12 protein-coding genes are annotated in these 24417 nt (G+C 73.9%); 3 read left to right on the forward strand and 9 right to left on the reverse strand.

Features of this window, described 5'->3' with window-relative positions; genetic code table 11:
• Nucleotides 1-16 precede the first annotated feature (16 nt).
• Both pbpC and POL72_RS02105 read right to left on the reverse strand, forming a co-directional pair.
• Nucleotides 17-2593: a penicillin-binding protein 1C gene (gene pbpC / locus POL72_RS02100; protein WP_272093302.1), complete on the reverse strand. Its 2577-nt coding sequence runs from the start codon at nt 2591-2593 to the stop codon at nt 17-19.
• Nucleotides 2594-2596: 3 nt separating this feature from the next.
• Entirely contained in the window at nt 2597-8365 is a 5769-nt protein-coding gene (locus POL72_RS02105; protein ID WP_272093303.1) for an Ig-like domain-containing alpha-2-macroglobulin family protein, read from the reverse strand.
• Nucleotides 8366-9254: 889 nt separating this feature from the next.
• Here POL72_RS02105 and POL72_RS02110 point away from each other — a divergent pair.
• Both POL72_RS02110 and POL72_RS02115 read left to right on the forward strand, forming a co-directional pair.
• Nucleotides 9255-11471, forward strand: a complete 2217-nt coding sequence (locus POL72_RS02110) for an ATP-binding protein (RefSeq protein WP_272093304.1) — start codon at nt 9255-9257, stop codon at nt 11469-11471.
• The gene (locus POL72_RS02115) at nt 11468-12097 is read left to right on the forward strand and encodes a response regulator transcription factor (RefSeq protein ID WP_272093305.1); all 630 of its coding nucleotides are present in this window, start codon (nt 11468-11470) and stop codon (nt 12095-12097) included. The genes POL72_RS02110 and POL72_RS02115 overlap by 4 nt, the downstream gene beginning before the upstream one ends.
• A gap of 389 nt (nt 12098-12486) precedes the next feature.
• Here POL72_RS02115 and POL72_RS02120 read toward each other — a convergent pair whose 3' ends face one another.
• On the reverse strand, nt 12487-14160 hold the full coding sequence (locus POL72_RS02120; protein WP_272093306.1) for a hypothetical protein: 1674 nt from the start codon (nt 14158-14160) through the stop codon (nt 12487-12489).
• A gap of 149 nt (nt 14161-14309) precedes the next feature.
• A complete protein-coding gene (locus tag POL72_RS02125; protein ID WP_272093307.1) occupies nt 14310-16304 on the reverse strand; it encodes a CHAT domain-containing protein in 1995 nt (664 codons plus the stop codon).
• Nucleotides 16305-16483: 179 nt separating this feature from the next.
• On the opposite strand from POL72_RS02125, the gene POL72_RS02130 reads away from it, so the two are divergent.
• On the forward strand, nt 16484-17764 hold the full coding sequence (locus tag POL72_RS02130) for a protein kinase family protein (protein WP_272093308.1): 1281 nt from the start codon (nt 16484-16486) through the stop codon (nt 17762-17764).
• Nucleotides 17765-17790: 26 nt separating this feature from the next.
• Here POL72_RS02130 and POL72_RS02135 read toward each other — a convergent pair whose 3' ends face one another.
• Genes POL72_RS02135 through POL72_RS02155 form a run of 5 tightly spaced genes read right to left on the reverse strand, consistent with a single transcriptional unit; the run spans nt 17791 to nt 24394 of the window.
• Nucleotides 17791-18369: a hypothetical protein gene (locus POL72_RS02135; protein WP_272093309.1), complete on the reverse strand. Its 579-nt coding sequence runs from the start codon at nt 18367-18369 to the stop codon at nt 17791-17793.
• Nucleotides 18370-18371: 2 nt separating this feature from the next.
• On the reverse strand, nt 18372-20063 hold the full coding sequence (locus tag POL72_RS02140) for a hypothetical protein (RefSeq protein WP_272093310.1): 1692 nt from the start codon (nt 20061-20063) through the stop codon (nt 18372-18374).
• 12 nt (nt 20064-20075) lie between these two features.
• Entirely contained in the window at nt 20076-21419 is a 1344-nt protein-coding gene (locus POL72_RS02145) for a metallophosphoesterase (protein ID WP_272093311.1), read from the reverse strand.
• A gap of 42 nt (nt 21420-21461) precedes the next feature.
• Entirely contained in the window at nt 21462-22682 is a 1221-nt protein-coding gene (locus POL72_RS02150; RefSeq protein ID WP_272093312.1) for a hypothetical protein, read from the reverse strand.
• A complete protein-coding gene (locus POL72_RS02155; RefSeq protein ID WP_272093313.1) occupies nt 22679-24394 on the reverse strand; it encodes a peptidoglycan-binding domain-containing protein in 1716 nt (571 codons plus the stop codon). The genes POL72_RS02150 and POL72_RS02155 overlap by 4 nt, the downstream gene beginning before the upstream one ends.
• Nucleotides 24395-24417: the final 23 nt, after the last annotated feature.

Here is a 24417-nt window from a genome sequence, read left to right on the forward strand (position 1 = left end):
TCGCCTCGCCCGCCGCTCACTCCACCGAGAACGCGATCTCCTCGGCGGCGACCGCTCCGTCCGCGTCGATGCGGAGCCGGTGCGCGCCGGGGACGAGCGGCCAGTCGAGCGCGAACGGCGGGCCGACCTCGATGGGGCGCCCGTCGAGCACGAAGCGCACGCGGGGCACGCCCGGAGGGACGTCGGCGCGCAGCCGGATCGCCTGCAGCGAGTTGATCGAGGGGTCGAGGACGAACCGGGCGCCGTCGGGAGGATACGCGACGCGGACGCGCGCGCCGGCGCCGGCCAGAGCGGCGCCGGGCGCGCCGTCGAGCCCGGCGAGCGCGCCGCAGAGGGGCGACGCCGACTCGGGCGCGAGGGGGCGGCCGGCGGCGCGCGCCCACGCGGTGAGCTCCGCGTCGTAGCGCTCGAAGACGCGCTCCTCGACCGCCGCGTCGGGGCAGGCCCCGGCGCGCAGGCCGTTGCGGCGATCGATGCGCACGGCCTCGTGCATGTCGCACGGCGAGAGCGCCGCGGCGTCGCCGCGCGGCAGGAGCTCGTGGCGGCGGTGCGGGCACGCGGCGGTAGGCCGCATGCCGGACAGGGCGCAGACCTCGACCTCGGCGAGCTGCTCGGGATCGGGGGGATCGAAGGGGCGCGGCGGCCGGACGCGCGCGGCGGCGAGCATGGCGTCGCGGAACAGCGGGCCCGCGCCGGTGATGCCGCTGACGCCGCCCATGGGTGAGCCGTCGAAGTTGCCGACCCAGACGGCGACGGTGACGTCCGGCGTGAAGCCGACCGCGACGTTGTCGCGGAAGCCCTTCGACGTGCCCGTCTTCGCGGCCACAGGGAACGGGAGCTCGAGCGCGTTGCCCTCGCCGAACGACGCGAGCCGCGCCCGGTCGTCGGCGAGGATGTCGACGATCACCCGGGCGCGCGCGGCGTCGAGGACACGCACGCCGCGCTCGGGAGGCGCCGCGGGCGCGTCGCTCTCGCCGCGCGCGGACACGGAAGAGGCCGCTTGCGAGGAGGGCGACGGAGGCGACGAGGGGGCGAACGAGCGCACCGCGCGCACCGGCAGGTAAAGGCCTCCCCGCGCGAGCGTGGCGTAGGCGTTCGCGAGGTCGATCAGGCGGACCTCGCCGTCGCCGAGCGCGACGGCGACGCCGTAGCGCGACGGCTCGCGATCGAGCGAGCGGAGGCCGAGCTCCCGGAGCCGCGCAATGACGCGCTCGGGGCCGAGCGCGGCCGCCGCCCAGACCGCAGGGACGTTGTAGGAATTGGCGAGCGCATCCCGCAGGCGTACGGGGCCGTGAAAGCGGCCGTCGTAGTTCCGCGGCGCGTAGTTGCCGTCCGCCGTCGGGAACGAGAGCTCGACGTCGGGAAGGACGGTCGCGGCGGTGAACCCGAGCTGCTCCATGGCGAGCTCGTAGACGAACGGCTTCAGCGCAGAGCCGGGCTGGCGCAGCGCGAGGACGCCATCGTTGTGGCCGAGCCCGGCGGCGTCGTCGATGTCGTGCGAGCCGACGTACGCGAGGATCTCGCCGGTCGCGTTCTCGATCACCACCACCGCCGCCGCGCCGACGTCGCGATCCGAGAGGCCGCGGACGGTCTGCTGCGCGAGGACCTCGATCTCGCGCTGGAGGCCGCGGTCGATCGTCAGGGTGATCGAGGTCGCCCGGACGAGGGGTGACGCGGCGCCGGGGCCCTCGGCGTGAAGGCCCGCGCCCGGGCCCAGGGCGCCGCCGAGCACGGCGCGGACGAGGTGCGGCGCGCCGAGGCCGCCCCCCTTCGGGGCGAGCGCGATGGGCTCCGCGCGGGCGCGGGCCACCTCGGCCTCGCCGGCGAGGCCGGCCGCGAGCATGCGATCGAGGACGCGGTTCCTGCGGCGCTCGAGCGGCCCGGTGCCGCGTCGCGGGTCGTACAGCGCCGGGCCACGCGGCATGCTGGCGAGCGCGGCGGCCTCGGCGAGCGACAGGTCGCGCGTGGGCTTGTCGAAGTAGAAGCGGCTCGCCGCCTCGACCCCGCGCAGGCCCGGGCCGAAAGCGACGCGGTTCAGGTACTGCTCGAGGATCTCGCGCTTCGAGAGCGACGCCTCGATGCGCAGCGCGAGCGCCGCCTCGCCGAGCTTGCCGCGCGCGGTGCGGGGGCGCGGCACGAGCGTGCGCGCGAGCTGCTGCGTGATCGTGGACCCGCCCGAGACGACGCGCCGCTCGGCCGCGAGCTGGCCGATGGCGCGCGCGATCGCGATCGGATCGACGCCGGGGTGGCGCGCGAACCGCTTGTCCTCCGCGGCCAGGAGCGCGCGCTGGATGCGATCGCCGGCCTCGGAGAGCGGAAGCCAGCGCGCGCGCGCGCCGTCTCCAGCGCGCAGCTCGCGGAGCACCGTGCCGTGGCGGTCGAGGAGGACCGTGGACACGGCGTGGTCCTCGGGCGCCCCGAGCTCGGGGGGCAGCGGCGTGAGCGCCGCGAGGGCGGCGAGCAGGAGCCACGGCGCGACGGCGAGGGCGAGCGCGATCTGCGCCGCGCGGCGCAGGATCCGCCGCGCGCGCGGGCCGAGCCGCGCAAGCCACCGCCCTGCGCGACCGGGCCCCGGCGGGGAGGGCGCGTTCACGGCTCAGCGCGGACGCGGCGCCGCGTCCGGCCCTCGGCTGGAGACCTGGACCGTGACGGCGCCCGTCCGGCCGAAGACCTCGGGGCTGTACATCTCCTCCGCGCGCGCGGGCGGGACCACGAACGAGCCGAGCGTCGTGGCGCGCGCGAGGTACCGGTACCGGTACATCCCGGCGGCCATGTGATCGACGAAGAACAGGACGCGATCGTCGCGGATCTCGCGGACGAAGCGGCTCGGGTCGTAGACGCGGCCGGTCGCGCGCTCGTCGTCCCGATCGACGTCGGCGTCATCCGCCTCGGCCTGAGCCTCGGCCGCGTCGACGTCCAGCGAGCGCGCGGACGTCGCGAGCCGCGCGTCGACCGCCTCGAGGCCGGCCGGCAGCGGATCGTCGATGACCACGAAGTCGCGCGGAGAGGGCGTCACCACGACGATCTCGCCGAGCACGAGGTCGCCGCCGGCGAACGCGACCGACGCGGGGGCCGCGCGCTCGCTCGACGTCGACGCGCCGCCGACGACGGCGGCGAGGTCCTCGGGAGCGAGGGCGCGGAGCGACTTCTCGACGAAGAAGCCGCGGTCGAGCGCCGCCGTCGGGAGCTGCTTGCGCGCGTAGCGGAGCCGCGCCTCGTAGAAGAGGCGGCCGCGCCCGTCGACCGCGAACGCGAGCGGCGCGCCCGCGGCGCTCGCGAGCCGCGCCGCGGGGATCGACGTCTTGACCTGCTCCGTCGTGGGGCCGTGGAACGGCGCGGAGAACAGCTCCGCCTGCCCCAGGAACACCCGCGCGTCGAAGTCCGGCGCCGTCTTCTCCTGCGCCTTGCGGTACTGATCGAGCGCGAGCAGCGCCCAGGCCGTCTCCTGCGTGCTGCGCCACGTGCCACCGCGGCGATCCGCGAGCAGCCCCGCCGCGAGCCGCGGCGCGAGCGGGTGCGCCGGCCGCGCCGCCAGCAGCGCGCGCAGCACGAGCGCCGAGGTGCGGGCCTCGGAGTCCATGAGGACCGCGTACGCGTCGCCGTGGTTGTCGACGGCCCGCGCGACCGGACCGTCGAGGCGCAGCGCGCCCTCGAGCTCGCGGACGAGCTGATCCACGGAGCCCCTGTCGCTCTTGCCGATCACCATCGCGTGCGCGAGGAGCGCCTTCGAGAAGAGCGGAAGCTTGTCGCGCTCGTCGAACAGCTGGCTCGCGCGCCCGGGGTCGGGGGCGCCGCTCGCCGCGAGGACGTCGACGAGGAACGGCGCCGTCGCCCGGAGGAGCGGGTCGGCGCCGGTCCGGTTGAGCTCCTGGCGCAGGTACGACGTCGCGCGCTCCACCGCGTCGGGCGGCACCGCGACCCCGTAGCGCCTGGCCTCGGTGAGGCCCCACAGCGCGTACGCCGTGGTCCACAGGTCCGCGCCGTCCGACTCGGCGAAGAAGCCGAAGCCCCCGTCCCCGCGCTGGTGCGAGACGATCTCCCGGACCGTCTTGCCGATGACGGCCGTGAGATCCTTCGGCAGTGCGATCCCGTAGGCCTTCGCGAGATCGCGAAGCGACAGGAGCGGCACCATCCGGCTCGTCAGCTGCTCGGTGCAGCCGTACGGGTACTCGAGGAGCTGCTCCACGCCGCCGCCGAGGCCCACGAGCGCGGTCGGCGCGAGGCTCACGGTGAGCCCGCCCGTGTCGTCGCGGATCGCCGACAGGTCCCCGAGCCGCTCTGCGCTCGCGGTCGTCGTGTCGCCGTAGAGCGCCACGGCCTCCGGCGCCATGGGCGCCTTGATCTCGCGGTTCACCTCGACGACGTCCGACGCGCCGCCGCCGGTCGCGCGGAAGCGCAGCGTCGCGGGGCCTGCCCGCGGCGCCGAGAGCGCGAAGCGGACCTCGGCCGACCCGCCCGGGGCCAGCTCGACCGTGCGCTTGGCGCTGCCCGCGAGCGTCAGCCCCGACGCGGTGACCTCCACCTCGACCGTCGCGGGCTTCCCGAGCCCCTTCGAGGTCACGACAACCCCCGCGTCGATCGCGTCGCCCGCGCGGAGGAAGCGGGGCAGCGCGGGCCGGGCCATGAGCGGGCGGCTCGCCGTCACCCGGGACTCGCCGTAGCCGAAGCGATCGTCCTCGGCGGCCACGACCGCCATGACCCGGTACGTCGTGAGCGAGTCCGGCAGCTTGAAGCTCGCGTGCACCTGCCCGGAGGCGTCGGTGACGAGCGCGGGGTTGTAGTAGGCGCTCTGCCGAAAATCGCGGCGCACGCCCGTGCCGCCCTCGGCGCCGCCGCCGCCCGCGCGCCCCTTGTCGGCGCCGAGGTCCGCGAACGGGTTGCGCACGCGGGCGAGGGCCTCGCGCGTCTCGATCGTCGCCACCTTCAAGGGGCGCGGCGCGCCGAACACGGGGATCGGATCCGGCGTCGTGTACCCCGTCAGCGACAGCACGCCCTCGTCCACGGCGTAGAGGGTGACCTCGGCGCGGGCCGGCTGGCCGGCGCGATCGCGGACGTCGACGTCCACGCGGATCGGATCGCCGGGGCGCGCGTCCGCCTTGTCGGCGCGGACGCGCACCGCGAGCCGCTGCGCCTCCGGGTTCACGCGGAGCGGGGCGTAGCCGAGGCGGAACGCCGGCGCGCCGACGTCGGGCCCAGGCACCCCGCCCTTCCCTGGCGCGGGCTGCGGCTTCGTCCGCCCGCGCAGGAGCAGCACCGAGACGAAGGCGTTCGGCCGGAGGTCCTCCGTGATCGGGACGTCGATCACGGGCATGGCGCCCGACAGCGTCACCTTCCGGTGCGTGGAGATGCCGGCGCGCTCGACCGTGACCAGCGCGTCGGCGGACGCGAACGGCGACTTCACGATGAGGCGCGCCGTCTGCCCGATCTCGTAGCTGTCGCGGTCGGGCACGAGGTCGACCTTGAGCTCGTCGCTGTCGCCGAAGCCCCCGCCGCCCTCGCCGAGCGCATAGACCCCGGCGGCGGCGCCGACGGGGTTGCCGCGGCGGTCCCTGGCCGTCGCGTGCAGGAGGTAATAGCCACCCGACGGGACCGTGAGCTCGCAGCTCCGCGGCGCCGCCGCCGTCGTGACGCCGCACCGCGCGACGATCTTGTCGACAGGCGCGCTCACGCTGCGGTACGCGCTGCCGCTCTCCTCCCGCGCGAGCGTCCACGTGCGGTGCACGAGCTCGACCCGGACCGCGACCTGCGCGACGCGCGCCCCCTTCGGATCGACCGCGAGGATCTCGGGCCGCAGCACGTCGCCCGCCTTCGCGAAGCGCTCGGGCTCCTTGAGGGCGACGTAGAACTCGGCCGGGTGCACGAGCGCCGTCGAGCTCCCGGCGATCGCCTGCCGCGACACGTCGGTGACCGACGCCTCGCACGTGACGAGCTCGGTGCCGCGCTGCCCGGGCATGGAGAGCGCCGCGCCGATCGCCGCCTGCCCGGCCGCGTCGAGCTTCTCGCGCGCGCTCTGCACCTCGAACTCGCGCGGCGCCTGGTCCCGCAGCGCGTCGGTGAGCTCGTCCTCGCGGACCGTGAACCCCTCGATCCCCGGCGGCGAGAACGACGCCGGCGCGCGCGTCACGGAGAGCGATGCCTCCGCGTTCGTCATCGGCGCCCCGAACAGGTAATCGCCGCGCGCGGTCCAGCGCGCCTTGTCGCCGCGGACATAGCTCGGCCTGTCGCTCTCGACGCCGACCTTGAACTCGGCGGGGCGGTACTCGGCGACCTCGACGCTGCCCCACACGTCCACCCACCCCGCCTCGCCGCCCTGGACCGCCGCGGCGAGGCTGTACGTGCCGAGCCGCGCGCTCTCGGGGATCTTCACGTCGGCCGAGAACGTGCCGAAGGCGCCGAGCGTCGGGGAGAGCGAGACGAGCGCCTCGCCGTCGGGCCCCTCGACCTTGAACGCGACACTCTTGCCGGCAGGCGTCCTCGCCCCGCGCGCGCCCTCCTCACGGAAGATCCCCTTCACGCGCACCGTGTCGCCCGGCCGGTAGATGCCGCGATCGGAGAACATCATCCCGAACGGGCGCGCCTCGCTGAAGTCCGACGCCGCGCCGAAGCGCCACCCGTTGAGCGAGTCGGCGACGCTCCGGTACGTCCAGTCGTCGCCCGCGCGCGCGAAGACCACGCTGCGCCCGAGCGTCGTCGTGGCCTCCGGACCGTGCGCCGTCGCGGGGACCATCGCGAACCCCTCGGCGTCGGTCGCCACCTCCGCGGGAGCGGGTGCGCCCGGTGCCCGGATCCACACGCGCGCCCCGGGCACCGGCGCGCCCGTCGACAGGCGCGTCACCCACACGAGCGAGCCGCTCGGCGACACCTTCGCGCTGATCCCGAGGTCGGTCACCTGCGCGATCACCGCCTCGGAGGTGGCGCGCGCGTGCCGCGTCCCGGGCCGGCTGGTGTAGCTGATCCCGATCGCGAGCGGCCCGCGCTTGCCCTCGCCGCCCAGCACCTCGGCGGCGCGCACGAGGTGCGTCGCCGGCGCGTTCGTCGCGGCGGCCGGGCGCAGGACCGTCTGCTTGCCGGAGGGCAGCGCCGCGATCTCGCTCATCTTCGGGCTGCGCCCCGGGCTGTGCGGATCGCCCTGGAGCGCGAGGATCATCTCCTCGGTCATCGCGCCGACCGCGAGCGAGAGCTCGCGCACGTTCACGGACACGACCGGGATCTCGCGCCGCTGGGCCGGCTCGAACACGCTCCCGACGAGGCCGATCTGCGCCTCGGGCCAGCGATCGTCGAAGGCGATCTCCTCGGTGACGACGCCGGCGAGCGCCTGCCCGTGCACGTCGCGCAGCCCGGCGGCCACGCGCACCCGGTAGCTGCGACCCGGGGCGAACGCGCCGCCGAGGGGGATGTGGCTCGTGGGCTCGTCGTCCTCGATCCACGACGGCCATCGCAGCTTGACGGCGGGCTCCACCGAGATCGCCCGCTTCGCGTCCGCGAACTTGATGGGGTTCGAGAAGGCGAGCGTGAACCCGCCGTCGGCCGCGCAGCGCCCCTGCGGCGTATCGCGATCGCACTCGGGGCGCAGCGCCCGGAGCGGCCCGTAGGTGCGGTACGTGAACCGCTGCTCCTCGCCGGCCGGCAGCGGCCCTTCGCGGCCGCGGAGGCCCTCCGCCACGGCGATCTCGATCTCGCTGTCGCGCGGCAGCGGCGCGCGCGGGACGAGCTCGGCGAGCATCTCGTTCTTCGCGTCGGGGCGCCGCACCTCGAACGCCACCTTGTCCTTTCGAGCACCCACCGTGAGAGACGCGCGCCGCGCGATCTCGGCGGTGTCGACCGGCTGGTTGAACCGGAGCTCGAACCGCGCGTCCGGCTTGAGATCGTCCTTGCCCGACCAGGGCTCGACGCGCGCGACCGCTGGCAGCTCGGTGCGGAAGGTGAAGGAGTACGGCTCGGCGAGCGCGCTGCCGTCGAGCGCGCGGGTGCCCGCAGGGACCTCGACGGTGAACTCCGTGCCGCGCGGCAGGCGCCCTTCGGGGACGAACGTGAGGCCGCTCGTGCCAACCCAGCGCCAGCTTCCAGGCGCGGACGGCTTCAGCACCGCGGGCGACGCGGCCTCGCTGCCCGCGAGATCGAGCGACCGCATCGGCCGGTTGAAGACCAGGCTGATCTCGGCGGGGCTCGTCGTCTGCCCGCGGGGCGCGCCGAACACCACCGCGAACGGCCCTGCCGCGGCCTTTCCGCCCGGTTCGAGCGCGCCGGGCGCGAGCGTCCCTCGAGGCGGGACGTTGGGGGCGCGCGCGCCCTGAACGCAGGCCAGGCTGAGGGCGAGGACCGCGAGAACGGCGGGCGCAGATCGGAGGCGCGGAGCGACGGACATGGCCGCGACTCAGCAATGGGGATGCCGCGGGCGCAAGAGGCGAGTCCGCGGCGGAATCCGGGCGGGTGATGTGGCAGGCGAGACACACCCGACGAGCGCCGGTGACGCGCGGCCCCCCGCCCCGGCGTCCTCGACGGTGCCCTTCATCCGGGCTGCGCGGCCAGGCGGCGGTGGAGGTCGGGGCGCGCGCCAGCCAGCTCGGCGCATGTCGTCTGCGCGCACCGGTGACTCCTTTGGACAGGATGAGAACGCCCATCACTCACGCTGTCGCATCGTCGTCCAAGTCGTTCCTTGAGTTCACAGCCAGGCCGTTCGCGCTCACCGCCGTCCCGCGCCCCGGGGGAGATCTCCCCTGACCCCCGGAGTTTGACGACATCACGCAGCGAAGCGATGTGCTTTGCGCATCGCTCGCAAACGGTAGAGAACAGCAAACCCACCTCTTCAACCACCTTGACCATCGCTGCTCCGTTCAGATTCTGAGAGGAGATGGTCGCAGCTCCTGTTCGAGATCGTCCGCTGCATCGAGCGCATGGCGCAGCTCGGGCGCGCTGCAGGTCGTCACGTGGAGGCGGCCCCTCCGGTGGACGTACAGGTCGTTGGTGCAGCGTCGTTTTTTTCAGGAGGCGAGCGGACCGCGCAATGGGTCTTCAATGGTGGCCGGATTTGGACATGAAGCGGAGATAGGGAGCACCAAGACATCATCTCGCCCACTGCCTGCTCCCTCCGGTCGACCCTCTCGGCCAACACGGCCATTGCCGCGCGTCCTCTTGAACTGACGCGAACTGTCGTGATAAATTCGTCTCTCTTGTTGCCGACACCAGCGCGACGAAGGGCTCGGGAGCGATCTGCGGCTCCGTCGAGGCATCACCGGAATTTTTGTTCGGCGCTCGTGCTCCTGATCGCGACCTTCGCGATCGCCTTCGGCGCGCCCGTGCCGGCGCTGGCGGACAACGCGCCGACGTCGGTCCTCGTGTTCCTATCGGATGATCCGGCCGCGCCGGCCATGTCGTCGATCACCGGCGAGCTCCGGGAATCGGTGCGGGTCGGGCGGGACGGGCCGGTCACGTTCAAGCTCGAGTACCTCGACCTGGCGTGGTTCGACACCCCCGACTACGCGCGCGAGCTCCGCCGCTTCTATCGGACCAAATACAGCAGCTATCACCCCGGCGTGATCGTCGCGCTCCGGCTCGACGTGCTCCGGGTCGTGCTCGATCTGCGGCGCGAGCTGTGGTCCGGCGTGCCCGTGCTCTTCCTGAGCGAGGACCGGAGCGCCGCCCTCGCGGTGCCCGCCGCGCCGGACGTCACCGGGATCTGGCTCGATTTCGCGTGGCTCCGCACGGCGGAGAGCGCGCTGCGCCTCCTCCCCGACACGCGAGAGGTCGCGCTCGTCATGGGCGCGAGCCCCTGGGAACGCGCGCGCCACGACGGGATCACCCGCGATCTCAGCGCCCTCGCCGGCCGCGTCGCGCTCCTGGACCTCGCGAGCCTGCCGCTCGCCGAGCTCGATCGGCGCCTCGCCGCGCTCCCGGAGAGCGCGATCGTTCTGTTCGACACGTTCTACATGGATGGCGCCGGGAACCGCTTCGTCGGGCTACAGGCCTTCGAGCGGATCCGAGCGCAGATCCAGCGCCCGTTCTTCTCCGTCCACGGCGTCGGGCTCGGCAAAGGGTTGGTCGGGGGCATGATCGTCGACTACGGGCGGGTCGGGCGCGATCTGGGCGGGATCACGCTGCGGCTCCTCGACCGCGAGCCCGCGGGGTCGATCCCGATCCGCGCCGCGGACGCGAACACGCTCGCCTTCGACGCCCGCGAGCTCGCCCTCTTCCGGATCCCCGAGGACCGCTTGCCGCCCGGCGCCGAGGTCCACTTCCGGGTGCCGTCCTTCTGGGATCTCTACCGCCGGTGGGCGGCGGGCGCCGCGGTCGCGGTGACCCTCCAGACCACGCTGATCGCCGGGCTCGTCATCGAGCGGCGGCGGCGCGGGCGCGCTCAGGCGATGAGCGACGCCGTGCTCGCCTCGATGGTCGGCTTCGTGGCCGTCGTGGACAGGACCGGGGTGCTGCACCGCACGAACCGGACCTGGGCGCGCGCGCCGCGCGAGGGCGCGCCGGGCCCGCTCGACAGCGTCGCCGAGGGGGAGAGCTACCTCGGCGCGTTCCGGCGGGCCGCGGCGGCGGGCGACGCTGGCGCCGGGCGGGTCGTGGAGCTCGTGGAGGGGGTGCTCGCCGGGCGCGACGTCGAGGGCACGGTCGAGTACCGCCACATCGGCGCCGAGCGCTGGACCGAGGTGCGGGCGCGGCGGCTCTCGTGGAAGGACGGGGGGGCGGTCGTCTCCCACTTCGACGTGACCGGCCGGAAGCGCGCCGAGAACCAGGCGCGCGAGTCGCTCAGCGCGCTCTCACACCTCAACCGCGTGGCGGCGATGGGCGAGCTCGCGTCCTCGATCGCGCACGAGATCAACCAGCCGCTCTCCGCGGTGCTCACGAGCGCGCAGACGGCGGAGATCCTGCTGCGCCGCCCGGCGCCGGACGCCGCGGAGGTGAGCGCCGCCCTCGGGGAGATCGTCGCCGGCGCCCGGCGGGCCGGCCAGGTGATACGGCGGATGCGCGTGCTGCTGAAGAAGGGCGAGGCGCAGATGGAACGGTGCGACCTCAACGAGGCGGCGCGCGAGGTGGCGCGGCTCGTCTGCAACGACGCGCTCCTGCGCGGGGCGACGATCGCGCTGGAGCTCGCGCCCGACCTGCCCGCGGTGCGGGGCGACGCGGTCCAGCTCCAGCAGGTGGCGCTGAACCTGCTCTCGAACGCGCTCGACGCCGTCTCCGAGCGGCCGTACGGCGACCGCCGTGTGATCGTGCGGACGGCGCTCGCCGGCGGGCGCGTCGCGCTCACGGTGGAGGACTCGGGCAGCGGGGGCGCGGCGGGCGATCTCGAGCGCTTCTTCGAGCCGTTCTTCACGACGAAGCCGGAGGGCCTGGGCCTCGGGCTCTGCATCAGCCGGTCGATCGCGGCCGCGCACGGCGGTCAGCTGTGGGCCGAGCGCGCGCCCGCTGGCGGCGTGGCTGTGCGCCTCGAGCTGCCGGGCGAGGCGGCGCAGGAGGAACGATGACGGGCGTGACGGCGAAGGTCGTGGTGATCGACGACGACGGCGCGGTGCTGCGGAGCGTGGGCCGGCTGCTCGGCGCCTCGGGCTACGAGGTGGAGCTGTTCGAGGGAGCGCGCGCGTTCCTGGCGTCCGCGGCGGCGGCGCCGGACGCGCGGGCCGGCTGCGTGATCGTGGATCTGGCGATGCCGGAGCTCAACGGGCTCGACCTGCAGGCTGCGCTCAGGGCGTTCGGGTGCCGGCTGCCGCTCATCTTCATCACCGGGCACGGGGACGTGCGCGCGTCGGTGCAGGCGATGAAGGACGGCGCTGTCGACTTCCTGCTGAAGCCGCTCGAGGCGGACGAGGTCCTCGCGGCGGTGAGGCGCGCGATGGAGCTCGACGCGCGGGCGCGGGCGGCGCGGGTGGAACGGGAGGCGCTCGCGGCGCGGCTCGACGCGCTCACGCCGCGCGAGCGGCAGGTGTGCGACCGGATCGCGCGCGGGCAGCTGAACAAGCAGATCGCGGCGGAGCTGGGGCTCGCCGAGTCGACCGTGAAGCAGCACCGGGCGAGCGCGACGGCGAAGCTCGGGGTGACCTCGGCGGCGGAGCTCGCGGCGCTGCTGGAGCGGAGCCGCGGGCGCGACGGGTGAGCGCCGCGACGGGTCTCTTGACCTGCGAGATCGGTCCGAGGACCGGACGCCTGGAGAGCGCACACGGTCTCAGGATCGACGATGGCGGCGGGCGCTGGACCGGGTTTGACGAGCAGCCCGCTTTCCTGAGCCCAAACCCAGAGCGACATCACAGGTCCCGAGGCGCGTCAAGCTGTCCGAAGGGACGATGGCGCACACGCCTGCGCCGGCGTTAGTTACCCGGCACCGCGCGCGTCGGCCAGCTCGGCGCCGTCGCCTGCGCGGCGCGCGCGGCGCCCGAGCAGAGAGCGCGGCCGCGGCAACCGCGAGGACGAAGCACACGTGATGTGCAGATGCCGGCAAACGCCGCCCAGTCGATGATGGGGATCGCACGACCCCGCGGAGCTCCCTCACCCCCCGAGTCGCTCGCGGCCGCCCGCGCGATAGGCGTCGGCCCAGCTCCACAACGTCTCCAGCGACACCATCGCGCGCGCCGCGATCGCGCGCGGCGCCTCGTCTCCGCGGATCATCGCCAGCACGGCCGCCTCCCGCGCCGGCGCCGCGGGCGCGGCGTCGGCGACCGGCGCCTCCGGCTGTGGACATCCCACCTCGGCGGGCGCGGGCGCCTCGGCGCGCAGCGCGAGCTGCTGGAGCGGCAGCCGCGCCGCCGGATCGCCGAGCAGCACGTAGCCGCGGAGATCGTTGCGCAGCATCCACAGGTGAGCGCGATCGGCGCGATCGGCGGGATCTGCGCGGCCCGCGGCGCGCGCGTCGGCCTCGAGCTGGTAGCTCTGGGAGAGCTCGTCGTTCGCGCCGCGGTAGAACTCCATCAGCGCCTCCAGCGCGATCCCCGCGCGACTGCCGCGGACCAGCACCTCGAGCGGGCGATAGATGCGGGACTTCTTGCTCTCCGACAGGCTCTTCGTGCCCGAGAAGCTGTACGTCCACGCGAGGTCGACGTGGCCGATGACGGCGAGCGGCCCCGCCGGGTTGGCCAGCGCGGCCTGCGGCAGGGCCGCGACGAAGGGGCGCTGGCCGGACGCGGGGAGGCTGTGCAGCACGGCCTTCAGGCTGCCGCCATAACGATCCTCCTGCGCGAGCTGCGAGAGCCACGCGTGATAGACGCTCGCCGCCGGCGTGCCCGCGCCGAGGCAGGCAAGATAGAACCACATGCCTCCCGGCAAGAACGCCTGACCCCGCAGCCGCTCGGCGTCGAGGATCTCGTCGCGGGCGATCACGAGCGCCCCCTGGCGCCGCCAGGCGTCCTCCTCGCTGAGCCAGCCACGCCGGGGCGCGCCCAGGCCGTGGCTCACCGAGAGCAGCACCGAGGGCCGCGCGCCGCCGCCCCCGGCGAGCAGATCGTCCACGCTGCCGGCGGAGATCTCGCGCACCGAGGCCGCGGGGAGCTTGCCCCTGGCGTGCGCTTCCATCGACGTGGCCAGGCTCGGGCCGACGAGCCTCAGCTTGCCCGTGACCGTGGCCGCCGAGCCGTCGGGCGCGGCGTAGAAGAGCAGCTCCGGCGAGGTCTCGGGCGTGCCGCGCTGCGCGTAGCGAACGACCTTTTCGGCGTAGGCGGCATAGCCGGCGAGCTCCGTCTCTCCCGTGCCGTCCGCGAAGTGGACGCGCCCCGCGAGCGCGTCGTTGGCGAGCGCGTGCTGGAGCTCCACCGAGGTGTGATGGAGATCGCCGAGCATCATCAGGTAAAGGGGCCTGTCCTCTTCCGCCACCTCCTCGGACCAGTAGACATCTCTCCGGAAGTCCGCAGATTGCTTGGCGTCCATCCCGTGCGGCACGCGATACACGCGCGCGGGCGCGCCCTGCTCGCCCTCGCGCAGCGCGATGAGCGGCTGGATGGCCTCGAGCATCCGGTCGCCCTCCCGGCCCTCGGGCGCGATCACGGCCCATCGCTGGAGGGTGAGGTCGTTGCGATCGGCGTCGGTGCGGCGCCAGTGGTTGGCGTCGCGGGCCTTCCTGGGCCTCGGCGCGCTCTGGGCGGCGTCGTCGGGCAGCCCCTCGTCGAGCACGGGGCGGCGCTCGTCGGCGTCGGCGAGCAGGAGATCCAGCCGGTCCTCACGGGGGCTCATGGTCATTGGCTCCTAGATGGCTTGTTGCTCGGGTGGGCAGGATCCATGTCCGCCGCGGCGCGCGCCCTGCCCCGGCGCGGGCCTGGGCGGCCGGCGCGCGCGGCCGACGAGGGGCTCACGGAGGGGCGTCGCCTGAAAGCGATGCTGTGTCACGGGGCGTCCTCCAGCGCGAAGGCGTCGAGTTGCTCCGCGAGCTCCACCAGATCTCCGGCGGTGGCCGCGATATGGCCCGTGCCGGGCAGCCCGCCGCCGTTGCCCCAGATCTCGATCTCGCTACCTTCGACCCCAGGCGCGAGGACGGCCAGGCTGTCCGGGGGCGCCGGGCGTTGATCGTAGAGCCAGCGCAGCAGCATGCGGTGGCGGAAGTCGAGGCTCGAGAGCGCGACGAAGAGGCCGGGCTGGACGCGCGGCCGCGCCAGGAGCTCCTCCATCCATAGCGGCGGCCGGGCGCCGTCGGCGCCGAGGGGGCCGTGGATGTGATCGTCCTCGGTGAGCAGCGGCGGCGAGAAGATGGGGCGCGGCTCGGCCGAGTAGCCGCCGTACAGGCGGAGCACGACGATCTCGCTGTCGAGATCGAAGCGCCTCGGCATGACGGGATCCATCTTCCACGTCGCCGCCCCCGCGGCGCGCTTGACGACGCGCGGCTTGCCGCCGGCGCCCAGGAGGGACGGCTGGATGGCGTACACGGTCCGCTGCGGCAGCGTCTGCGCGATCGCGTGCTCGAGGCAGGGCCGCCAGAGCAGCGTGACGTGGACCCCCGGCCGGACGAAGCGCGCGAGCGCCTCGACGAGCGGCGGGGCCGCCGCAGCGGGCGAGGCGGTCAGCGCTTGCTGGAAGAGCGAGTGCAGCACCTCCTGCCCGAACCGGAGCACGCAGCGCTGGGTGAGCGCGCTCAGCGACATCCCCTGCGCCGCCGGCTCGCCGCTCTCCTGCATGAACTGCTCGAGCTCCCGCTGGAGCGCGGCGCGATCGTCCTCGAGATCGCCGAGCACCATCGTGAACGGCCGCTCGAGCAGGCTCTGGAGCGCGGGCGCGAGGGCCCTCGATCGGCCCTTCTTCCCCGGCCTCGCCACGCGGCGGCCCTGGAAGTTGAAGACCACCGAGTCCGAGCCGCGGAGGTACAGGATCGGCGAGAACGCCTCGGCGCTCTGGGAGAGCAGCGTCCGCCGCGCCGCCGCCACGCTCGCGCCGATGTCGCCGTGGCTCAGCGACGCGCCCGTGAGCGCGCGGTAGAGCTCGGTCGAGCACGCGCGCGCCACGTCGGCCTTCACCGGCCAGAGGTGCGCCACCACGGCGTCCGCGCCCGCCCTGGCCAGGATCTCCGCCGCGCTGCCGAGCGCGCCGGCCCTGGCGCCCTCGCAGGCCTCGAGGATCACGAGGCGCAGCTCCTCGCAGAAGGCCGCGGAGAGCTCGCGACCCAGCGCCTCGGCGGTGATCCACGCCTCCTCGCCGTCCTCGTCGTCCGCCACGCGCAGGACGGGCTTGCCCGACAGATCCACGCCGCCGTGGCCGAGCCAGTGCACGACGTGCGGGCTCTTGCCGCGACGGAGCCGATCGAAGAGGGCCCGCGCGCCGATCTCCGGCCCGGCGATCGGATCGAGCCACTCCACCTCGCCGGCGTCGATCGACGGGGCGAGCGCCTCGCGCAGCACGTCGAGGGCCCGCTCGCCGGTGCCCGGCGCGATCCCGAGCACCCGGACGGCGCCCTTGACCTCGCGCGGCTCCCACGGCTCCGACGAGGTGACGCCCCGCGCGAAGAGCACCCTGGGGTCGGTCCCCAGGAACCCTTCGGACGTCCCCTGCCTGCAGAGCGCCTCCCAGGGGATCGCCTGGAGCGCGTGGTCGCGGGCGAAGAGCCGCACCAGGAGCGGACCGCCCTTCGACGCCTCGCCGAGCCGCACGAGGACGTCGCGCAGCTCCCCTTGGAAGACCTCCTCGTGGAGCGCCTGCGCGTCGCTCACCGCCGCTGGGTCGAGCGATTTACCGCCGCGGACCGCCCTCCCGATCTTGCTGGCGAAGGCCCGCAGGGCGTCGAGGCCCTGCTCGGCGGATATCGCGTGCCCCGCAGGGCGCTCTCCCCGGCTGCCACGCGCGCTGACGCGCACCTCATCACCGCTGATGTCGAGCTCGATCTCCAACCACATCGAAAGACAAGCCTCGTTACGTTGTGCTCCCTGCCGTGTCTGACTCGGTGGCTTTGTAGACCGCAGCAGAAGGAATTCTCACCTTAAAAACTATTAAGAACGCATCGGCGGGCTCGTCCTTGGGACGTGATTAATGATGTGTGCCGGCAGGCGTGCGCGACTGAGGGACGGACACGATCATGGGATTCACGGACGATTCTCGCTCACGATGGCTTGGCAGATATGAAAACCCGCGCTCCATCCGCCGTCGCGACGGCCTCCACGTCGTCGCGGCGGCGCGCGCCGGAGACGCGGCGCCCTGCGTGGTCATCGTGCCCGGCCCGGCCGCCAGCGCGGCGCGGGCGAACACCGTATTTGCCGAGATCGAGCGCGTCCACGCGCTCCTCGATCACCCGCTCATCCCGAAGGTCGCGGCGCGCGGGGTCGCCGACGGCATGCCGTACATCGAGCTCGCCTGTGACGCCGTGATCGACGGCGCCGACCTCACGGGCCTCCTGAGCGACGCCGGCTGGAAGGTGCCGCCCGGCAGCGCGGCCGGCCTCGTCGCGAGCCTCCGCAGGGCCATGCAGGCGGCCCACGCGGTGATCGATCCGAAGCACGGGCGGCCCGTCTGCATCGGCCGCGTCTCGTGCGCTGACGTCCTCTTCTCACGCGAAGGGCGCTGGTATCTCGTCGGCTACGGCAGGAATGCCCCGCTCGAGAGAGCCGGAGAACAGCAGAGCCACAGGGTCCTGGAGTTCCAGGCGCCCGAGGTGGCGGCGGGCGGCGAGCCGAGCCCGGCGGGCGACGAGCTCGCGCTGTCGCTCCTCGCGCGGTCGCTCTGCCACGCGGTCCAGGGCAGCGCGGCGAGCGCGCGCGGCGTCGACCGGAGCATCCGCGCGATGGACCTCGATTCGCCCGGGCAGCTGGAGCGGCGCGCCCCTGGCGCGCCGGCTCACGCGCGGAGAGGCGCCGAGGAGGCGGACGCCGCGGCGGACCTCCTCCACCACCTCGCGCCCTGCAGCGAGGCGCCTGATCCCGAGGGGTTCGCGTCGCTCGTGGCCAGCCTGCTCGCCGGGCGGCCGCTGCCGCTCGACGAGCAGGCGGCGCCGGCCTGCCCGCCCACGCTGGTCCTCGGCTGCGAGGTGCGCTGGATCGCGGCGAAGGACGGCGTGAAGCACACGCTCGGACACGCGCTCAGCCGCATCGTGACGGCCCTCGTCGACAGGCACGACGAGGCGCCGGACGCCTCGCTCTCGCTCCAGGACCTGCTCGAGGCCGGCTGGCCCGGCGAGCGGCCGGTGGCGGACGCGGGGGCCAACCGCGTCTACGTGGCCCTGACCCAGCTCCGCCGCATGGGGCTCAGGGACGTCATCGAGCGCAATGAGCACGGCTATCGCCTCGCCCCGCGCGCCGTCGTCCGGTTCGTCTCGCCCCGGACCGAGGGCGCGCGACCTCAGGACACGCGCTCCGCCCCGTGAACGGGGCGGCGCGCCCGCTGGCGCCGCTACCTCGCCCTCTGCTCCCCGGCGAATGTCTCTGCCACCTTGAGCACGAGCCGCTCGCTGAAGCCAGCGATGAACGCGATCGCGAAGGCCTTGCTGTTGTCGGCGTCCCCGAGGTTCAGCACCCTCGACTGGAGGAACGCGTAGGCGGCGAGCCCAGGCAGCGCCCCGAGGACGGCGCGCGAGAGGGTAACCCTTGCGTCCGACACCTGCGTGTGAGCCCTGGTCCGGAGGGAAGAACCCTTGAGCGATCGAGCAGCGCTGAAGGTCGCTCCCAGGGCGCCAAAGGAGAAGACGCCGAGGAGGGTCCGATATCCCCAGGCAGGCCATTGCTGGACGGGGGCTCGCGTCGTGGCCGTGAGCGCCACGAGGAGCAGCAGGACGAAAAGGGCGAGGAGCGCGAGCGTCCAGAGCTGCTCCCTGAGGAGCCGGCACCCGGTGTCGACGCGCTCGTGGCGGCGTTCGCGGCGGCGTGACCGCAGGGCGAGGCGCCGCCGGGCCCTGCGCGGCGGCGCCTCGCCCACGGACGCGGCGGGGGGGCGAGCCGGCGGGGCGTCGGGCTCCTCTTCGGGCACGCGCACCGCTACGGCAGCTCGCCCAGCGCCTCGAGCCCGGCCTCGCAATAGGCCTCGTACCAGCGCTGGAGCTCTTCGCGCGTGATACCGTATCTCTCGGCGATCTTCCTGTCGCCCTCCTCTCCGAGGATCTTCTCGTGGACGGCGCGCTGCATGCGCGCCGCGTCCCGCGCGCGCTCCGCCGCCGGCGCCGGTGGAGCGGCGGGCGCCGGCGGGACGGGCGAGCGCACCTCCGCCGGCGCGGGCGTCGCCCTGGCGGCTCCCCTGTCGCGGTCGATCGCGAGCCGCGCCGCCGGATCACCCAGGAGGACGTACCCCGCGAGATCCTCGCGCAGCATCCACAGGTTCGCCCGCCGCTTCGCGCGACCCTGGTCGGGCGCGAGGGGCTTGCCCGCCGTCTCGGCCCTCGCCTCCTGGTTGTACATCGCGGCGAGCTCGTAGTTGGCGTTCCCCAGGTAACGGAGGAGCTCGTTGTACGAGTTGCCCACGCGCGCGCCCTTCACCAGGGAGCTGAAGACGCCCTCGAACCGCGACGCCCTGTCCTTGCCGTCGGGCCCCATGTCCTGGAAGCTGTAGGTCCAGGCCAGATCGATGTGGGCCATGACCGCGAGCGGGCCGCGCGGGCTCGCCAGCGCGGCCTGCGGCAGCGCGGCGATGAAGGGCCTATCGCCCGGCCGGGGCAGGCCGGCGAGCACGCCGTCGACCCGCCCACCGAAGCCGCCCGCGTCGCGCAGGCGGGCGAGCCAGTGGTGATAGGCGCTCGCCGCCGGCGTCCCGCCGCCGTAACACGCGAGGAAGAACCAGATCCCGCCGGGCAGAAAGGGCCTGTCGCCGAGGTCCTCCGCCGCGATGCGCACGCCGGAGCCCAGACTTATCGCCCCTTGCACGGCGCGCTGCTCGTCCGCCGACGTCCACCCCCTGCGGGGCGCGCCCAGACCGTGGCTCATGGTGAACAGCATCGACGGCTCCGGCCGCCCGAGCTGCTCGAGGAGCGCGCTCCTCGCCGCCTCGGCGCCGTCAAACCCGATCTCCTCGATGTCCCTCGCCTTGAAGCCGCCCCTCTGCCGGGTGTCGCGGCACCGCGCCACGCTGGGCGCGACGAGCGCCCTGTGGCCGATGGTGGTCGCCGCGGTGCCGTCCTGCGCGGTGAAGAAGAGCGCCCGCGCCTGCGCCTCCCTCGGAGGGGCGCGCTCCGAGGAGAGGAGCTTGTCCACGTACGCCGCGTAGCCCGCGGCGGACCGGGACACCAGGCGACCGACCAGCGCCTCGCTCGCCATGGCCTGCTGGAGCTCGAGCGAGACCGCGTCGAGGTCGCCGAGCACGAGGAGATACCGCGGCAGATCCCCGAGCGCGACCGACTCGTCATGATAGACGCTCTTGCTCCACCGGATCGCCGCGTCCGCGTCCATGCCGGCCGGGACGCGGTAGGGCACGACGGGCGCGCCCTGGTCCTGTTCCCGCTTCCGGATCAGGGGCTCGACGAGCGCGAGGAGGGCGTCGCCCGCGGGCCCCTCGGGCGCGATGACGGACCAGCGCTGGAGCGAGAGATCGTTGGGATCCTCGGAGAAATCGGCGAAATCGTGGATCTGCTCGTCTCCGCCGGGCTGCGCCTCGTCCGCGGCGGACTCGAGCGGCAACCCCTCTTCGAGGACAGGTCGTTGATCGTCGGCGTGACAGAGGAGCAGCTCGATGTCGGACATGACTCCTCCCTCTCAGCGCGCCACGTCGCCCGAGGGCACGCGCGCGGCCCCCAGGGAGTGGAGCTTTCCATCGTCCCATTGCACGAGCCGCATCGTCGCGCCGCCGTCCGGGTGCGGGTCGAGGAGCACGGCGGTGAGGCGCTGGACGGTCCTCGCCGCCCTCTGCCGCTCGGGCAGGAGCCTCGGGTTGTCGCGCAGCTCTCCGAGGAACTCGGCCCACGCCTCGTCGCCGGCGTCCGAGCGCGGGAGCTGCATCAGCCATATCCACGTGCCCGTGTTGGCGAAGGCGATGCCGTCGGCCGCCTTCCAGCGGGCCGCGTGGGTGTGGCCGAGCACCACCGCGCCGGCGTCGAATTTCTTCGCCAGGCGCCGGGCGTCGGCCCACTCGGCCTCATCGGGCTCGAGGCGGAAGTACTCGTCACCGAGGGTGCCGGCGAGCCTCTTCTGCATGCCCGCGTAGAGCTTCAGGCCGGCCCGCGCGAGCTTGAGGCTCGCGGTCGACATCGTCTCTTCCTCGGCGAACGCCGCGGGCCCGTCGCCGAGCGCGGCCTCGAGCGCCGCCGCCTCCTCGGCCTCGAGGCCGGCGTCGGCGAACCTCTCGGCGAGCCCGAGATCCTCCTCCTCCTCGGCGAAGGAGGCCGCCGACCCCGCCTTCTTGAAGAGCTGCCAGCCGATGTCGAGCGAGGCCGCGCTGAAGAGCTGCTTCACGATCTCGGGCGCGACCGCGAGTGCGGCGAGCGCCGCGCCCTGGAAATCGGGCTTGAGCAGGCTCACGAAGCGCAGGCCGTGCCGGCGCGCGATGGGGTTCATGAGCTGCTTCACGAGGACCGAGCCGGCCGCGTACTTGAACCGGTCGAGCCGGGCCAGGCGCCCGTAGTCGACCTTGTTCCAGTTGTCGTTGTGCTCGCCGTGGGTGACGAGGATCCGGGCGCCGCCGACGTCGAGGATCGCGGGGGCGTCGCCCAGCTGGAACGTGAGGCGCGCAGCGACCTCGGGCGGCTGATCTATCGCCGCGCGCAGGATCTCCTGCACCTCCGGGACGGCGAGCTCCACGTCGTGGTTGCCGAGGCGGACGACGACCTCACCGCCGCGCGCGAGGACGCGCCCGAACGCCTTCAGCACGGCGGCGCTCGCGGGCGCGGCGGCGATCGCGCGGGCCTGCGCGGCGGCGCGCGCGGGATCGAGCTCCAGCGGATCTTCGTTCATGAGGAAGTCGAGGCCGTCGCCGTTGACCACGACCCGCGCGGGCTCGCCCGCGATCCGGTCGAGGAGCGCGGGCAGCGCCTCGCCCCCGGCGAAGACGTCGTAGTCACCCCCGTTGCCGAGGTGCAGATCACTGATGATGAGGGTACGCATGAAGGTTGTCTCCCGGGTTGCTGGGGCGCCCTGTGCCGCGGCTCAGCGGAGCGCCGCGGGCGGCGCCCAGATCGCGTGGTGAGGCCGGTTGTGCAGGCCCTGGGCCGGGCTCCACGACATCTTCGCGTTGCCCCTGGCATCGCAGAAGACGTCGAGCAGCGGCCGGTTGTCCGGGGCGACCTTGGTCGGCGCGTCGGACTTCGAGTTGACGCACCACGTGGGCTCGATGCGGTCGTGAAACGGCGCGCCGCGCAGCGAACGGAGCAGCCAGGAGATGGGGAGGCCCTCGTCCTCCATCGACATCCACTCCGAGCGATAGAGCAGCTCGCCGTCGCCGCGGCGCCGGAGGAGCAGGCGGGCGCGCCCGCGCGGCTTCAGATCGCTCTTGATCTCTCCGAGGCCGTCGATCCGGGCGATGCCGCGGAACGACCATCGACCTCCCGAGAGCGCCGGCGGGATGAACGGCCACCAGTGCGACTCCCAGAGCATGCGCGCGCCCCTGACGGCGGCGGGGTGCATCGCGGGGTCGTTGAACGAGGTGGTGGTGTCCCAGAGCTGCCATTTGCGCTCGACCGGGTGCTTGCGGATCACCATCGCCACGTGCCCGCTCCCGGCGCCCGCGGCTCCCGAGGCCGACCAGAAGAGGCACGAGCCGACCGTGACCTTCTCCCAGAGCTCATCGGGCCAGTCGGCGAGCACCTTCGGGACGGAGGTCCAGCCGTCGCCCAGCCTGGCTGCCGCCGGCAGCGCGTCGGTCCCACAGCCGATGTCGCCGTACGGGCCGCCGTCCCAGCCGCCGATGCAGAGCGCGGTGGTCACCGACTGCTGGCACTGCCCCACGATCGGGTACCGCCCGTTGCCCGTGATCGCCTTCGCGACCCCTCTTTGCGCGCCGTAGAAGAAGGCTGGCATCGTGTACGGAATGCCGGTCTGGTGCTCGGCGACGGCCCGCGCCCAGTCCTCGCGGTCGCCGGAGGCGGTGTCGTAATCGGGGTGCGAGAAGACGTCGCCGATCCCCTCCCTGGCGCGGGACAGGATGAACTCGGCGAGGCCCGCGGCGTCCTCGGGCCCGCTCAGGCCGTGCTCGGGCGGGTCCAGCAGGTTCACGGTGCGGACGAGCTGCGGTGGCGGCTCGTCGTCGGCGAACGCGACCGGGCGAGCCAGCCACTCCTCGGGCGGCTCGGCGGGCGCCGGGTCCATGTCCACCCACGCGGGGACGCCCGCCTGCGGCGGGGCGCCTTCATCGCTCTTCTCTGCGGTCATCGGTGCTCCTCCTCTTCTCTTCGATTCGATGTCTCCGCGCCTGTCGCCCGGGCCTTCGCGCTCGAGGCGAAGGCCGCGTCGAGGGCCGCGAGCGTCCCCGCGCCGACCACGCCGTCGGCGGCGAGGCCGCGCTCGGCCTGGAACTGCTTGACGGCCGCCTCGAGGCCCGGACCGAACGCGCCGTCAGCGCCGCCAGGCACGCTCTCGCCCAGCGCGATCAGCGCCTCCTGCAGCGCCTTCACCCCTGGTCCCCTCGCCCCTCTCCGGAGCGCGCCACGACCCGAGGCGACGCTCTCCAGATCGGGTTGCCCGGCGAGGGGGACGCGCATGAGGCGCGGATCCTTCGGCGGGCTCGGCGCCTCCGGCGGGGGCGCCGCCGCGGGCACGCCGATCGCGGCGGCGAACGGGTCGTCCTCCGGAGGCCCCGCGGCCTGGAGGAAGGGCTCGTGCAGGCAATCGAGCCCGTCGTCCTTCATGTGCCGGAAGTAGAGCCGGAACTGCCTGAAGTCCGGGATCCACCTGTACCTGCGCGCCTTGCCGTAGAAGTAGCGGCCCACGAGCGCGGCGAGGCGCCGGTCGCGCTCCTCCGACGGCGACCCGGCGCCGAGCTGCGGTACGGCCCACTCGAGACACCCGATCACGTACCCGGGCGCCCAGTGCTTGAGGTGCGCGATCAGGTTGAACAGCGCCTGCGTCGCGATCGCGTCGGCGCCGCAGATGTTGCCCGAGCCATCCATGAACGTGCGGAGCTGGGCCTCGGTCACCGCGTCGCGCGTGGCGGGGTCCCTGGCCAGGTCGATCAGCAGGTGGAGGAGCGGGGCGGAGCGGCGCAGGATCTCGAGCGCTTCCTTGCCTCCCGTGACGACCATGCCGGAGGCGAGATCGACGACGTCGTACACGTTGCTGCCGCGGTAGCGGACGCCGGCCGCGCCCAGCGCCTCGCGCACGGCGTCGGTCGCGATCGCGCGCTCCATCACCTTGCCCAGCCAGCCGCGACCGCCCCAGCCCGTCCCCCAGGTGACGATCTGATCATCGTAGGTGTTGATGGCGGCCGTGCTGCCCTCGCGCGCCTGGAGCGCGCGAAAGGCAAGGATCTTCCGCCGATCGGCGGGGCTCGCCTTCGCCGCCCGGGCGTCGAAATACCCGTGCAGGTAGGCGAGGTGAGCCTTGTCCGCGCTGCCCGTGTAGATGTGCCCTGCGCCCCAGGGCTTGAGCCCCGGCTCGACCGGCACGGCGGCGCGGAACTGCGCGATCTCGACGGTGAGATCCTCGGGCAGGGCGCTCGCTGCCTCTGCCGCACCGGAGCCGCGCGCATGATCCTCCCAGACCGGGAAATCGCCGCCCGCGAACGAGAGGGCCCCGCCCGGGCCCCCCCTGGCCCGGGCGGGATCGGGGCCGGGCGCGGGGAGCGACAGGTCCGCGTACGCGGCGGAGGATCGGAGCTCGGCCACGCCCGCGAGCGAGGTCTGGATCTGCTCCAGCAGCGCGGCGTAGAGCTCCGCGCGCCGGGCCTCCTCGATCTCGTCGAGCCCGATCTCCCAGGTGTACGACGCGCCCTTCCCGCGCACGATCCGGTGCGCGAAGAGCGCCGGATCGAGCGTGGGAAAGGCTCCGAGCGCGAAGGCCGAGGTGCGTGAGAGCAGGGCTCGCTCGACCTCCTCCGCGTCGCCCCGCGTGGCGGTGAACTCGAACAGGAAGACATTCCGTGACATGGCAGGTCCCTTTCGGCGGTGAC

Origin of the sequence: Sorangium aterium, assembly GCF_028368935.1 — a bacterium.
Classification (GTDB): Bacteria; Myxococcota_A; Polyangia; order Polyangiales; family Polyangiaceae; genus Sorangium; species Sorangium atrum.